Origin of the sequence: Moritella sp. 36 (assembly GCF_018219415.1) — a bacterium.
Classification (GTDB): domain Bacteria; phylum Pseudomonadota; class Gammaproteobacteria; order Enterobacterales; family Moritellaceae; genus Moritella.
Genome location: NZ_CP056120.1, coordinates 686,024 through 700,800, shown reverse-complemented (window position 1 = coordinate 700,800; position 14,777 = coordinate 686,024). Strand labels below are relative to the sequence as shown.

Below are 14,777 nucleotides of genomic sequence, written 5' to 3'. Positions count from 1 at the left end.
CCTACAACTTAAATAAAAAGGCTAAGATTAAATAAATTTTAGCCTTTTTATTACCAGCTAACAGCGTTAATTATACTTTTGTGCAACCCCATTCAGGGAAGTGTTTACGCACATACGCATTTAACTCTTTTTCAGCTTCAGAATAACTACGAACTGCATTATCCACGTCTGGAGAAGCGTCTTCAGAGTAGATGTGATTAACCATACCAGCACCAACAGTGACGTTAGTATGACGATCAATCACCACAAACGCGCCCGTTTGCGGCAACGCTTGATAATTATCAACAACAACTTTTTCAGCTAAGTTAATCGTCACTGATGCAATTTCATTCAGTGCAAGCGCGTCACTATTCTCTACATATTGCTGTAATGTATTAACATCCACTTTATGATCGATAGTTGATACTTTACCCGCTGACGACTTAGTCGCAAATTTAAACGTATAGTCTTTATGAGTACGTAACGGATTTTCATCCATCCATACAATGTGCGCATCAAATTTATTAGTTGTGCTTGGTTCTAGGCCTTTATGCACTAACATATCGCCACGAGAAACATCAATCTCGTCTTCAAGTGTGATAGTGATCGCTTGACCCGGTTGGGCACTTTCAAGCTCGCCATCAAAAGTATAAATTGATTTTATTGTTGATGATTTACCTGAAGGTAATGCAGTAACTTCATCGCCGACTTGCACCAGACCAGACGCTAACGTACCACAGAAACCACGGAAATCTAAGTTTGGACGATTAACGTATTGCACAGGGAAACGCATATGCACAAGATCTTTATCTTGGTCAATTTTCACTGTTTCCAACAACTTCATTAATGTGGCACCAGGGTACCAATCCATTGCTTCACTTGGGTTAACAACGTTATCGCCATTAAGCGCTGAAATCGGCACAAAACGAATATCATCAATGTTAAAGTTAGTCGCCATTTCACGATAATCAGCTTTAATCTGCTGGTAAACCTCTTGGCTATAATCCACTAGATCCATTTTGTTGATCGCAACAATAATGTGTTTAATACCCAACAAACTACAGATATAACTGTGACGACGTGTTTGCGTTTGAATACCGCGACGTGCATCTACCATCACAATCGCTAAATCACACGTCGATGCACCCGTCACCATGTTACGCGTATACTGTTCATGTCCTGGGGTATCGCCAATAATAAACTTACGTTTATCCGTTGAGAAATAGCGGTAAGCAACATCAATCGTGATGCCTTGTTCACGCTCAGATTGCAAACCATCAACCAACAAGGCTAAATCAAAATCGCCATCTGTCGTATTGAATTTCTTAGAATCTTTTTCAATTGCCGCCATTTGATCTTCATAGATCAGCTTGCTATCAAACAGCAAACGGCCAATTAAGGTCGACTTGCCATCATCGACACTACCACAGGTTAAAAAACGTAATAGATCTTTATTTTCATGTACTTTTAAATACGCTTCGATATCCGTTGCGATTAATTCAGAACTATGAGACATAATCCGATATCCTTAAATATATTCTTTTTTAATTAATGCGCTAACAATCTGTTCAGCACACTCTTCAATTGATTGGTTTACCGTTGCAACATGAATATCGGCATTAATTGGCGCTTGATATTCAGAGTCTATACCAGTGAAATGCTTGATCTCACCCGCACGGGCTTTTTTATATAGCCCTTTTGGGTCGCGTTGCTCACAGATCGCCAACGGGGTATCAATAAAGACCTCTAGAAATTGGCCATCAGCCAATAACTCCCGAACTTGTCGTCGGTCTGCAATAAATGGCGAAATAAAAGCCGTTAGTACGATCGAACCCGCATCAACAAACAGCTTAGCCACTTCACCAATACGACGGATGTTTTCAACACGATCGGTATCACTGAAGCCTAAATCTTTATTTAAACCATGGCGAACATTGTCACCATCTAATAAATAGCTGTGTTTACCTAAACTCAATAATTTGCTTTCAACTGCATTCGCGACCGTGGACTTACCCGAGCCACTCAGGCCTGTAAACCACAGTACCACAGGTTTTTGATTCTTCTGTTTTATACGATCATCATGCGTCACAGTAGAATTATGCCATACCACATCATCACTGACCGATTCATTCTCTTTGTTTATATAAGGAGAATTCATACATCAATCCCTCGCTTTATACAATCTACGCTATTAACTTCCATAGGATTAAAAGTAGCCTTCACGTTTTTTCTTCTCCATCGACCCAGAGCTATCGTGATCAATCGCACGGCCTTGGCGTTCAGAGGTAGTGGTTAGCAACATTTCTTGGATAATCTCTGGTAATGTCGTCGCTTCAGACTCAACAGCACCAGTTAATGGGTAGCAACCTAGCGTACGAAATCGCACCATTTTGTGTTCGATGACTTCACCTTCTTTCAGCTTCATACGCTCATCATCAACCATGATCAGCATACCGTCGCGTTCAACAACAGGGCGCAGTTTAGACAAATACAGTTCTGGGATTTCAATACTTTCTAAGTAGATGTACTGCCAGATATCCAGTTCAGTCCAATTTGATAATGGGAATACACGAATACTCTCGCCTTTGTTCACTTTCCCGTTATAAATATTCCACAACTCAGGTCGTTGATTTTTTGGATCCCAACGATGATGTTCGTCACGGAAAGAATACACGCGTTCTTTGGCACGCGATTTCTCTTCATCACGACGTGCGCCACCAAACGCGGCATCAAAACCATGCATATCTAACGCTTGCTTTAAGCCTTGCGTTTTCATGATATCAGTATGTTTCGCACTGCCATGTACAAATGGGTCAATGCCCATCGCAACGCCTTCCGGATTCTTATGCACGATAAGGTCCATGCCTACTTTTTTCGCCATGTAATCACGGAATTCGATCATTTCTTTAAATTTCCATGTGGTATCAACATGCATTAAAGAAAAAGGTGGTATACCTGGCGCAAACGCTTTTTTCGCCAGATGTAACATCACCGACGAATCTTTACCGACAGAGTAAAGCATTACCGGATTATCAAATTCAGCCACTACTTCACGCATAATGTGAATAGATTCAGCCTCTAACTGTTTCAGATGCGTCAGGCGCTCTGGAGAAATACTCATATAACTTCATCCTGTCATTACAATATTGTTGTTTAACTATTAACTTTAAAAGCTATTAATTTTAAAACTATTAACTTATTAACTTATTAACTTATTAAACTATTAAACTATTAACTTATTAAACTATAAACCAAATACAGCGATGATAGCACTGATGGCTACCACCCCATAAACTAAACTAATCGGTAAACCAATCTTAATAAAATCTTTTAACTGATAGTGTCCTGCATTAAATACCATCAAGTTGGTTTGATAACCATAAGGGCTAATAAAACTGGCACTGGCACCAAACGCAACAGCCATTACAAATGCCATGGGATTAGCGTCTAAGCTGCTCGCCAACCCAAACGCAATAGGGAACAATAATGCGGCGGCGGCATTATTAGTGACTAACTCAGTCAAGCACCAGGTTAATAGATAAACGATAATCAATGCCCACAACGGCGATAAACCATGCTCAAAGAAGCTGTTGATGTGCCCGAGGTACAGCATTATTCCACTATTTGTTAACGCATGAGAGAGTAATAATGCCGAGGAAATAATAACCCACAAGTTAGTCGGAAGTCGCCGAATAACTTCACTGCTATTTAGACACCCTGTGAGTAGTAATACTCCGAACAATAATACCAAACCTTTAAATAACGGCACTAATCCGATAGCAGATAACAAGATGGTACCAAAGAACCCCAGCACCACCAGCCATTCTTTATGACCAGACAACATGATATCGGGCTCAACACCGCTTAAGATAATAAAGTTCTTATTAATATTTTTGCGATGTTTAAAATCATCGCCCACCGCGAGTACCAAATTATCACCAGCTTGGATATTTGCATCACCGAGTTTGCCTGAAACAGGCTCTCCATCACGCTTAATCGCCACCACTGCGGCATCAAATACAGCCCGGAAACCTGCATTTTTTAAGGTTTTATTTAATAACATGCTTTCTGGCCGTACTATGACTTCGGTTAAATTATCTAACGGTAAACCATTTTCATGTGCAAACAGTGACAGACCATCAAAATGATTAAGCTGCATGACTTTTGCAACATCACCACTAAAAATAAGTCGGTCATGCACGCGAATCACTTCGGTTGGTGCTACCGGACTTAATAATTGATCATCACGTAATATCTCGACTAGGAATAAGGATTCTAAATGCCGCAAACCATTTTGATCAATGGATTTACCAATTAATGACGATCCTTGCTGTACCTTAGTATCAATTAAGTATTGCTTTACATCTTCGACTTCAACCTCGTGTTCGGGTAACCAAGGACACAGTAGAAACAATGTAAAACCACAGGCGAGAACCACACACATACCCACAAGAGTAAAATCGAAAAAGGCTAATGCAGGTAAGCCAGCTTCAATAGCTAAGCTATTAACGATCAGATTCGTAGAAGTACCGACTAGCGTTAATGTGCCGCCTAAAATAGCGGCATAAGACAACGGCAGCAATAACTTGCTGGCAGCATGATGAGGGTTATTCCGGATCGGGGCTAACATAGTCGACACGACAGCCGTATTATTTAAGAATGCCGAGGATAAGACCGTAAAGCCGAATAATCTTAGCCAGGTGGCAGTATAGCTCTCTTTAATGATTAAAGTAGCAACAATACGTAATAAACGGGTTTTCTCTAACGCGAGCGAACACAGCATCAACAATATTAAGGTTAACAACCCTTCATTCGCAACACTGGCAACTAACTGCGCAGAGGTAACAAAAGAACCACTATACAATAGCAACAGTGTAATGCCAAAAACATAAGCAGGCCGGCTCTGAAATCGAATTAAACCGACAATCGTTAAAACAAAAATAGAAAAAACAAATAACATTAATGATACCTTAACGAGCACGCCAAGTACGGATCTTAGCGGTAATCACCCATACTTTTGATAATAACAATTGATAGATAAAGAAACAAACTAAGAACAAGGCAGATACCAAAGGCCGCGTATGCGATCGAACAGATCGTACATAATATCTGCGGATTATTTAAACCTAAGCGTTGGAAGATATGGCGTAAAGTGCGTGGGTAACGCCAACTTTAAAGGTGCGCACATTAAAGCGATAGCGTGTTTGTATTTGTTATTACCAGCGGCTTTTGAGTTTAATAACCATCAGGATTATTTGACTGCTAGCGCCAAGTATCAGCCGTCATATCACTAATACTACGCACTGCTTTCCAACCTAATTCTCGCTCGGCAAGATCGATTGCAGCATAACATTGCGCAATATCACCACAGTAGAACTTAACGGTTTTACCCGTGATCGTTTTTACACGACTTAATGACTCTTCACTTGAATTACAGAGATTATCAATTACAACAACATCTTGATTGCTGTTCAGTAGTTCTAACACAGTGTGGCTACCTATATAGCCCGCACCGCCTGTTACTAAAATTGTCATGTAAATCCCTCGTATTTATATTAAGTAAGCGAACGTTATATCTAACTTACTCAAAAATGCATAAAAAAGGGATAGCAACATTATATTATAAATGCCGACTATCCCCTTTCAATTATCAACTAAAAGTAAATTTTATTTTACAAGAGTCGTTAAAAATTCTTTCAGTTCACTACCAAATTCTTCATTACGAATACCGTATTCGATACACGCTTTCATATAACCTAGTTTTGAACCACAGTCATGTGATTTTCCACTAATATGGAATGCTTCTACCGTTTCAGCTTCCATTAACGTTGCAATCGCATCGGTTAATTGGATCTCGTCACCCGCACCCAGAGGTGTTTTAGCGAGAATATCCCAGATTGCTGCTGGTAATACATAACGACCAGACACAGCAAGGTTTGATGGTGCATCTTCAATACTTGGTTTTTCAACCACAGCTGTCATCGGGATAGATTGGCCAGCATTAAGATCAGCGCCACCACAATCAGCAACACCGTAACCAGATACGCTTTCTTGTGGCACAGGCTCTACCATAATTTGGCTAAAACCAGTATCGTTAAAGCGAGCCATCATGCTAGCTAGGTTTTCAGTTTTTAGATCTGCACACATTTCATCCATTAATACGTCAGGCAGCACGACAGCGAACGGTGAATCGCCAATAATTGGTTTTGCACACATTACCGCGTGTCCTAAACCTTTAGCAACACCTTGACGAATATGCATGATAGTCACCCCTTTAGGGCAAATAGCTTGCACTTCTTCAAGCAATTGACGTTTAACACGCTTCTCAAGGGTTGATTCTAATTCAAATGACGTATCGAAATGGTTTTCAATGGCATTTTTCGACGCATGCGTCACTAATACAATCTCGGTAATACCGGCCATTGCGCATTCATTCACAATGTATTGAATTAATGGTTTGTCTACTACTGGCAGCATTTCTTTTGGGATCGCTTTGGTCGCTGGTAGCATACGCGTGCCGAGACCCGCAACGGGTATAACAGCCTTAGTAACCTGATTTTTAACCGCTTGATGCATTTTTATTGACCCATACCAAAGATAACAACCGTAACCGTATTAATTAGGATTTTAATGTCATTCATGAATGTATGGTGCTTAATATAATAGATATCATATTTATGCTTCCAGATAGCGTCTTCAGTTGAAGCACCGTATGGATAGCTAACTTGGGCTAATCCTGTAACACCTGGTTTAACTGCATGTCTGAAACGATAAAACGGGATTTCTTTTTCTAACTCAGAGATAAACACTTCACGTTCAGGCCTTGGGCCTACGATTGACATTTCACTTTTAAATATATTAATAATTTGTGGTAATTCATCAATACGTGTTTTACGAATAAACTTACCCACTCTTGTTACTCGCGCATCATTTTTAGATGCCCACTGCGCACCGTTTTTTTCTGCATCATTACGCATAGAACGAAATTTATAAACAAAAAACTCTTTGTTAAACTGACCAGTTCTCTTCTGTTTATAAAATACAGTTCCAGGACTTTCAAGTTTAATCGCTATAGCTGCGATTAAAGCAATCGGCCAAGTAATCATAAATAAGATAACAGCACAAATGATATCTAAAATACGTTTATTCATTTGTTTTGATCTTTTAGATAAAATCGAAAATGATTTTTGATGTAGAAAATAACCAGAGTGTAATAATTCAACTTCAGTATATTTTAGAATACTATCAAGATAGCTAACTAAAGGCTCGACACTGGCACCATATTTTATAGCTTGAACAAGATAAAACTGATCATTTTCAGATAAATCTGATGATTTATAATGACACACGATCTTTTTTTTATAATTTTTTATACTATAGTCATTAATAATTACTTTAAATGAATGTTTTTCACATAGACTCTGTACAATTTCGATTTCACCTTCAGGACAGTAAATATAGATGGTATTTTTATCTGAAGCATTCACAATACAAATATCCTTACTAAATTAATTTTAGTTCATAGGTATATAAATTAAAAAAACTAATCACTACCAAACAAATCACGCGTATAAACCTTATTTATAATATCCTCTAATTCAGAAGACATACGGTTAGATACGATCACATCTGAGACAGTTTTGAATTCATGTAAATCTTTAATTACTTTAGAATGAAAAAATTCATTATCATCAAGCACGGGTTCATAAATGACAACTTCTACGCCTTTAGCTTTTAAACGTTTCATTATACCTTGAATACTTGATGCTCTAAAATTATCAGATCCAGACTTCATAATAAGACGGTAAATTCCAACACATGCAGGGTTACGTTTTAAAATCGAATCAGCTATAAAATCCTTACGAATTGTATTTGCATCAACAATTGCGCCAATAATACTATTCGGTACATCAGCATAATTAGCGCGTAATTGCTTAGTATCTTTTGGTAAACAATAACCACCATAACCAAATGAAGGATTGTTATAATGAGAACCAATTCTAGGATCTAAACTTACACCTTCAATAATTTGCTTAGTATTCAAATTATGTGATTCAGCGAATGAATCTAATTCATTAAAATAAGCAACTCGCATTGCGAGGTAAGTATTAGAAAACAATTTAACAGCTTCAGCTTCAGTTGAATCAGTGAATAAGACATCTATGTCTTTTTTTACAGCTCCCTGAACAAGCAATTTAGCAAATACCTCAGCTCTTTCAGTACGCTCACCCACAATAATGCGAGATGGGTGTAAATTATCATATAAGGCACGACCCTCACGTAAAAACTCAGGAGAAAAGATCAAATTATCACATGAAAGTTCTGATTTTATTCGTTGTGTATATCCAACAGGTACTGTTGATTTTATAACCATTACTGCGTTTTCATTTATAGACATGACATCTTTAATTACAGCTTCAACCGATGATGTGTCAAAATAGTCATGTTCAACATCGTAATCAGTTGGAGTGGCTATAATAACAAAATCAGCATCAGAATAAGCAATATTCTTATCCAAGGTTGCAGTAAAATCTATCGATTTATTTAATAAAAAATCTTCAATTTCAACATCTGATATTGGTGATATTTTTTCATTTAACATATTTATTTTATCAGCGATAATATCTACAGCTGTGACTTCATTATGCTGAGCAAGCAACATTGCGTTAGACAAGCCTACATAGCCTGTACCTGCGATAGCTATTTTCATTTAAAATCCAATTTTTCATTAATTAATCTTTTCTCATTATGCCATTAATAGCATAATGAATGAAATAATACGTTGAAGAGAAAAAGTCTAATTTTTCAACTTCTCGATAAAGTCTCCATTGATATTTTAACACACCAAGTTTATTTGACGAAAGCGACAGTCCACCAACACGATATTGAGCCAACGAAATATTTAACCCTTTCGCAACGGTTCCATTACGTAAAATTTTAAGCCATAAGCCTAAATCTTGACGTTTCCCGATATTTGGCATATAAACTTTACCAAGCTTTTCTTTGTTATAAATAGCAGTAAGACAACCGATTTTATTACTTTTCAACAAATCATTATAACTAACAGAAGAAGGTACATCTCGAAATCCAATAGATTTACCGTCAATGTCAATCACATCATAAGCTGAATACGATAGTGACAAATCCTCTGATTCCATAAATTCAATCTGTTTTTCTAATTTATCTTCAAGCCATAAGTCATCGGCATCTAAAAATGCTATATATTTTCCTCTTGCCTCACTAATGCCACGATTACGGGTTACAGCCGGACCTGCATTCCAAGTTCGTTTAATTAATTTAATTCTCGGGTCATCTAAAATCAAGTGTTCAAGGAAGGTGAAATCAAAGTCTGGAGAGCAATCATCAATAATAATATGTTCATAATTTGTATATGTTTGCCTTTGAACTGATTTTATTGTTGATAAAACATTTTCTTTTGAGTTATAAAAAGGGGTTATTATTGATACTTTCATAAAGTGGACATCTTACTTTAAAGTTAAATAGTCTGATGATAACTGAAACTAACAAAGTTAATTACGTTTATAATTATCTATAGTCATTTATATAACTTAGATTGTATACGATTACATAGTTATAACTATTTTTATACACAACAAATCACAATTTAAACCATATCCAGCGAATAATAGAATAAATTCAAGTCACATTTTTTTTAAAATTTTTAAAGATAGTGATAATGGAACTCCAGACAAATATGTTTTAACGATAATTCTGAATTTAAACAGCCAGCCCCAGAAAAAACCCAAACGCGAAGCTATGATACTTTTCGATTCAGGATAACCAGGCTTACGCCATAAATTGATAGGAATTCGTTTATCTTCATCACACGGATGAAAGATGCTAATTTTATTCGAATCGAATATATTCGCATTATGGTCAAAACAATCAAGAAGAAAAATGTTCTCTTCTCCAGAGGGGTATTTCGCGCCCAATCCCATATTTAAATCAAAAAGTATGTTGTTATCTTTAACAAAACTTTTTTTAACTATTATTTCTATGGAGCTAACTTTAAGCATCGATAGTCTTGTTAGTCTTTCTTTCTTATACGGCTTGTAAGACCTATCCATATCGCTACATTGTATCTTACCTAAATACAAATCATGATTTTTTGATTTAGATGAGATAAAGTCCGCGATAAAACTATCACACAATATTACATCATCATCTAAGAACCATATATATTCTGCTTTACATAAGGAGATTGCTTTATTTCGGCTAAGGCTTAATCCGAAGCTATTTACGTAGTGGATCGTTACGCCATCTACAATCTCTGTATAATCATAACCAACATCATTTTGGCAGATTACAATTCTCTCTATTTCATTGAAATTATCACATTTCACAAATCGTAAAACGTTTATCGCGTTATCTAAATTTGTCAATATCGTTGAGACAGCTAAGCATAAAATCATCGTTTAAAAAAACCTTTCAAAAATATGACCGAAGGTATGAGACCAAAAAAATTTAACATGGTAAATAGTTTTAATTCAAAACTCATATAATTAATTGCTTTTAAAGAAGACCACTTATTAAAAGAAGTTAATTGCCTAAGGTGTTTATCAAGAGCTATATATTTTTTATAATCATATTTGTACAATGACGATGTGTAAATAAGTTTTATATTAGATATATAATTGAATAATGAATAATATTGGATTAGCTTATGATCTACATCTAAATTAGAAAGTTCTTTATAAAACAAGTCCAATTTGTCCATTGATATACTATCGTGAAGTCTTTTTACTGAGTTCACATGAGACGATAGAGAGTTATCCCTAATTCTATAATAGTATTCACTAGTAGAGCAAAACCCAGATCTTACATTTTTTAAAAAATGGAAATTAGTTAGAAATAATTCACCTTGATTATAAGTATAGCTTTGCTTAATTATTAATTCTTTCTTTATTAAACGACACCAGGTTGCATAAGGAATACTCAAAAGTGAGTGGTATCTATCCTCATTAAAATGGAAACTTTTAGGTTCGCGCTTAGATTTAACCGACTTTAGTTCCTTACCATCTTCATCAATCAAACTAACATTGCAAACAACAATATCTAAATTGTCTCTTCTTGCTGCATCATAAAGATTTGAAATAAATGAATTTGAAATTAAATCATCCGGATCTAAATTTATTACGTAGGTTCCTTTTGATATATCAAAACCATCTTGCCTTGCTTTATATAAACCTTCATTAACCTCCTTTTTTATATATACAATTCTTTCATCATCATATTTTGAAATAATTTCATCACAGTTATCCGTAGAGGCATCGTCAATTAATATGAATTCAACATCAAGGAACTCCTGCATAGTCAAAGACCGTAAGAAATCATCCAGATACTTACGTACATTAAAAATGGGTACAATAACACTAACCTTCATAGAAACACCTATTCTAATTAATAAACCATACTATAAAATCCAATTATACAAATATTCACTTTTTGCAAATACTGTTACCTTTAATAGATATGGTAAAATTAGATATAGTAAAATAAAAAAAACCTCTATATTTCGTTTTATTGAAATAAGATAATTAAGGAGGAAGTATATAGGAAATATGAAAAAATAATTTGAATATTGACTCATTCGTCCTAATATATTTATTTCTTCTGCCATTAAAAACATCCAATACGTAGAACTAAAAATTAATATAAAAGATTTCTGTATGTCATTATTAATTTTAATTCTTTTTTTAAATGTGTAAAGATAGTAAAAGTACATAATCAATGGTAGGTAATAAATTTTTGTCAACAATGAAAGTAGAGATGTCTCTTCTGAACGTTCCAAGTATGATGTATACACCGCAGAATAAGATAGTACTTCAGTAATGGAGATTGGAATTATATACTTATAAAAAAAGAAAGTTATAACAAATATAATAAAACTATATTTATATAACATTTTAAACTTACAAATGAGTAAGTATGGTAAAAAAAGTAAAAATGATTGATGTGAAAAAGCACCATATAGAATGAAAAAAATCGATTTGACTTTTTTATGTTCCATTAAATAGAATACAATTAGTGGCATAGAAAATATTGCAAGATATTGTCTGAGCCCATTCATCTGGTTATGATAAATACCAGTGACAACATAGAACAACAAAAAAATGAGCCAAACTCGCATACCTATCTTTGAACATTTCCTCATGAAAAAATAAAGGAGAAGCATATTCAAAAAAGAAATACCAACAAATATAAATTGAGCGTTTGCATCAAATGATTTCAAAAACAAAACCATAAATACAAATATGAATTCGTAATCTGAAAAAAACTTATCTATTTTATCACCGGTTTCATATATGTGAATATAACTCATATAATCTGAACCAACCATATACTGTAAAGATGATATAATAAAAAGTAAAATAATAGGTATGAAACTTATCTTATAGCTATTCTTATACCTTTCAATACAGAATAGAAATATAATTGAATATAATAGAATAAAAATATACATTGTAACTCAGTCAGATGTAAAAAGACTAAAAATGGAAGTGTTGAGTTTGTAGCATGTCATAATTCCATACACGGCTAGTGAATTAAAATATGATAAGGTCAAACGACATATACAAAACAGGATGACTTTATTTCAGCGCTATTTATTATATTTAAAAAGTAATTATATATTATTACTTTCAACTATCAGAATGTTCATCAGATGAACTATCGCTCTGAAGACTTTCCCACAATAGTATATATTTTTCGGATACTAAGGACCAGCCCATCTTATCATAAGAACTATAGCTTGGAGAATCTGAATTGATCTGACTGTATATTTCATGGGCTAAATCATCAGGTTCTCGAACAATTGAAATAGAATTTGAGTCATTCAAAGTTAAGTAATCTATAGCTCCAATTTCCGAAGAAAGAATAATTTTGCATTTAGAGTTGATTGCATCGAATAGTGAAAGGCAAAAGGGTTCATACAGACTAAATTGTATAAATATTAAAGAATCATCTAGCTCAGATAATAGCTGTTCATGTGAAACAAACCCGCAATACTCTACGAAGTCAAACTTCTTTATTAATTCCGTATCTTTACCATCCTCTCCAAAGACTTTAATGTTTAGTTTTATATTCTCATCTTTAATTATTTTATTGACGGCATTGCATACACTAAGGATTCTTTTTTCAGGTCTCCCCCCACCAATGCAGATAATATCGTTAGATTTAAAATTTTGTTTTATATCTGTTTTTAATGGGGGTAGAACTCCATTCGGGATTGCCTTTATTCTATCTGGCTCAATTTTATAAAGTTTAGCAACACTCTTCCCGAGTCGATTTGAAACGGTCACAACCTTATGACTATAATTAACTAATAAATATTCAAAAAATAGTCGATATTTTGCAATATTACGAAATCTTTTTTCTATAGTCAAAGTACCATGCATCGTGAAGGTTATTTTTTTCCTGAATATTTTACCTAATATTAAGAATAAACAGCCTATCATAGATACTGAAGAAATATGAACAGTGGACGACTTCATGAATGAACACAGACCTTTGACAGAAAAGGTATACTTATTCGATTGATGAAAATAGACACGCTTGTCAAAACTTGATAACAGTTCAACATCTACATTAGAAGGGCCATTCCTACTAATAATATCACCCACGTAAAAAATCAAATTACTCTCCTTTATTCTACACTTAAATTAAATTACTAGTAACTCTAGAGTGATTACTACGGAAATATGAGTTCAAAACTGGAAAAAATTTAACAAATGGAATGAAATGAAATAACAATAAACTCGGCATTTAATTTTACTGTGCCGTTTAGAAGTAATTATTTTCCGGATTAGCGCCTTTTCCACATACTAATTAATTTTTTACAATCCGTATATTCGCCCCCACCCGCGCCTATAATTAATGTTATTCTTAATTTCGTGGTTTCCAATTATCTGGTAAGTCACCAAATTGTCTAATTATATAATCATATTGTTTATTCATGATTTCATATAGCTCTTTTTCATTTTCAAGGGAAAGAGGTTCCACGACCCTTTCCTTACCATATTTTGATAATACATTTTCAATATAAGATATTCTAAATACGCCTTTAAATATGTTTTTATTAAAAGTCGAAAACATTTTGTAAAAAACATTTTCTTTATTGAGAGTGTGTAGATACCTGCTCAACTGTGGTTTTCTTTTCATTTTGTTTGAAAATGGTAACTTAAAGTCATTTTCATTTATATTTTTAATATCTATGAAACTAAGTATTTTTAATAGCGTGTCTTCTTGATGATTAATTAAATCTTCATAGTATATGAACAGCCTAGAGTCCGGATTAAAATGGCGATTAATATTTTCAATTATATTTTTATAATTCAACACTTCTTTATAAGACACTAACAGTTCATCTCTGCAATATTCATTTTTTGGTGGTTCACTCCTATCCCACGCTTTGTTAAAGTTATCTTCAACTTCATCAAATGTAGAATATTGTTGAGCATAATGACTTTTTATGAACGCAAGAGGTTCTCTAATGATAAAAACAACTTTACTGTTGCTAAGTTTAGATATCGCCTCTATTGTAGATTCATAAAAACAATACAGCGTAGAACAATCTACCCTTGTTTCACATTCCTCGTTAAAAGTATTGTCATATTCAACTTTTGACTTTACCGAACGATGCTTGTTGTCTTTAGGTAAGAAATAATGAGGTTCCTTTACACTACTTACTGATATTTCACTATAACAATCTAGCCATTCAGATAGTGATGTAGTTCCATTTTTAGGCATTCCTATAACAAATATGTTTCTTTTCATTT

The 14,777-nt window shown here is 34.4% G+C and carries 13 protein-coding genes and 1 pseudogene; all 14 read right to left on the bottom strand.

Annotated elements, in window-relative coordinates; genetic code table 11:
• Positions 1–70: 70 nt before the first annotated feature.
• Positions 71–1,495, bottom strand: coding sequence for a sulfate adenylyltransferase subunit CysN (gene cysN / locus HWV03_RS03230; protein WP_211678432.1), 1,425 nt, complete (start codon positions 1,493–1,495; stop codon positions 71–73).
• A gap of 12 nt (positions 1,496–1,507) precedes the next feature.
• Positions 1,508–2,137: an adenylyl-sulfate kinase gene (cysC, locus tag HWV03_RS03225; RefSeq protein ID WP_211678431.1), complete on the bottom strand. Its 630-nt coding sequence runs from the start codon at positions 2,135–2,137 to the stop codon at positions 1,508–1,510.
• A gap of 48 nt (positions 2,138–2,185) precedes the next feature.
• Complete coding sequence (gene cysD / locus HWV03_RS03220; protein ID WP_211678430.1) at positions 2,186–3,100, bottom strand: sulfate adenylyltransferase subunit CysD; 915 nt, start codon at positions 3,098–3,100, stop codon at positions 2,186–2,188.
• Positions 3,101–3,223: 123 nt separating this feature from the next.
• Positions 3,224–4,939, bottom strand: coding sequence for an SLC13 family permease (locus HWV03_RS03215; protein WP_211678429.1), 1,716 nt, complete (start codon positions 4,937–4,939; stop codon positions 3,224–3,226).
• Between the two features lie 398 nt (positions 4,940–5,337).
• Positions 5,338–5,514, bottom strand: a pseudogene (locus HWV03_RS03210) (NAD-dependent epimerase/dehydratase family protein); the annotation flags it as partial.
• A 132-nt stretch (positions 5,515–5,646) separates the two neighbouring features.
• Positions 5,647–6,555 carry a UTP--glucose-1-phosphate uridylyltransferase GalU gene (gene galU / locus HWV03_RS03205; RefSeq protein ID WP_211678428.1) on the bottom strand — a complete coding sequence of 303 codons (909 nt, stop codon included), beginning with the start codon at positions 6,553–6,555 and terminating at the stop codon, positions 5,647–5,649.
• A gap of 2 nt (positions 6,556–6,557) precedes the next feature.
• Complete coding sequence (locus HWV03_RS03200; RefSeq protein ID WP_255547040.1) at positions 6,558–7,466, bottom strand: exopolysaccharide biosynthesis polyprenyl glycosylphosphotransferase; 909 nt, start codon at positions 7,464–7,466, stop codon at positions 6,558–6,560.
• A 56-nt stretch (positions 7,467–7,522) separates the two neighbouring features.
• The gene (locus HWV03_RS03195; protein ID WP_211678427.1) at positions 7,523–8,689 is read right to left on the bottom strand and encodes a nucleotide sugar dehydrogenase; all 1,167 of its coding nucleotides are present in this window, start codon (positions 8,687–8,689) and stop codon (positions 7,523–7,525) included.
• A 22-nt stretch (positions 8,690–8,711) separates the two neighbouring features.
• Positions 8,712–9,452 carry a glycosyltransferase family 2 protein gene (locus HWV03_RS03190; protein WP_211678426.1) on the bottom strand — a complete coding sequence of 247 codons (741 nt, stop codon included), beginning with the start codon at positions 9,450–9,452 and terminating at the stop codon, positions 8,712–8,714.
• A 189-nt stretch (positions 9,453–9,641) separates the two neighbouring features.
• Entirely contained in the window at positions 9,642–10,412 is a 771-nt protein-coding gene (locus HWV03_RS03185; protein ID WP_211678425.1) for a glycosyltransferase, read from the bottom strand.
• Complete coding sequence (locus HWV03_RS03180; RefSeq protein WP_211678424.1) at positions 10,409–11,383, bottom strand: glycosyltransferase family 2 protein; 975 nt, start codon at positions 11,381–11,383, stop codon at positions 10,409–10,411. The genes HWV03_RS03185 and HWV03_RS03180 overlap by 4 nt, the downstream gene beginning before the upstream one ends.
• A gap of 30 nt (positions 11,384–11,413) precedes the next feature.
• Positions 11,414–12,340 (bottom strand): EpsG family protein, encoded by a 927-nt coding sequence (locus tag HWV03_RS22710; RefSeq protein ID WP_446724894.1) that lies wholly within the window; start codon positions 12,338–12,340, stop codon positions 11,414–11,416.
• Between the two features lie 301 nt (positions 12,341–12,641).
• A complete protein-coding gene (locus HWV03_RS03170; RefSeq protein ID WP_255547170.1) occupies positions 12,642–13,457 on the bottom strand; it encodes a glycosyltransferase family 4 protein in 816 nt (271 codons plus the stop codon).
• Positions 13,458–13,884: 427 nt separating this feature from the next.
• On the bottom strand, positions 13,885–14,775 hold the full coding sequence (locus HWV03_RS03165; RefSeq protein WP_211678421.1) for a sulfotransferase family protein: 891 nt from the start codon (positions 14,773–14,775) through the stop codon (positions 13,885–13,887).
• Positions 14,776–14,777 lie beyond the last annotated feature (2 nt).

Bases quoted from the DNA above. Each gene is read 5' to 3' on its own strand.
- HWV03_RS03215 (WP_211678429.1), bottom strand. From the start codon at position 4,939: ATGTTATTTGTTTTTTCTATTTTTGTTTTAACGATTGTCGGTTTAATT.
- HWV03_RS22710 (WP_446724894.1), bottom strand. From the start codon at position 12,340: ATGGTTGGTTCAGATTATATGAGTTATATTCACATATATGAAACCGGT.
- cysN (WP_211678432.1), bottom strand. From the start codon at position 1,495: ATGTCTCATAGTTCTGAATTAATCGCAACGGATATCGAAGCGTATTTA.
- HWV03_RS03190 (WP_211678426.1), bottom strand. From the start codon at position 9,452: ATGAAAGTATCAATAATAACCCCTTTTTATAACTCAAAAGAAAATGTT.
- galU (WP_211678428.1), bottom strand. From the start codon at position 6,555: ATGCATCAAGCGGTTAAAAATCAGGTTACTAAGGCTGTTATACCCGTT.
- HWV03_RS03170 (WP_255547170.1), bottom strand. From the start codon at position 13,457: ATGATAGGCTGTTTATTCTTAATATTAGGTAAAATATTCAGGAAAAAA.
- cysD (WP_211678430.1), bottom strand. From the start codon at position 3,100: ATGAGTATTTCTCCAGAGCGCCTGACGCATCTGAAACAGTTAGAGGCT.
- HWV03_RS03165 (WP_211678421.1), bottom strand. From the start codon at position 14,775: ATGAAAAGAAACATATTTGTTATAGGAATGCCTAAAAATGGAACTACA.
- HWV03_RS03180 (WP_211678424.1), bottom strand. From the start codon at position 11,383: ATGAAGGTTAGTGTTATTGTACCCATTTTTAATGTACGTAAGTATCTG.
- HWV03_RS03195 (WP_211678427.1), bottom strand. From the start codon at position 8,689: ATGAAAATAGCTATCGCAGGTACAGGCTATGTAGGCTTGTCTAACGCA.
- HWV03_RS03185 (WP_211678425.1), bottom strand. From the start codon at position 10,412: ATGATTTTATGCTTAGCTGTCTCAACGATATTGACAAATTTAGATAAC.
- cysC (WP_211678431.1), bottom strand. From the start codon at position 2,137: ATGAATTCTCCTTATATAAACAAAGAGAATGAATCGGTCAGTGATGAT.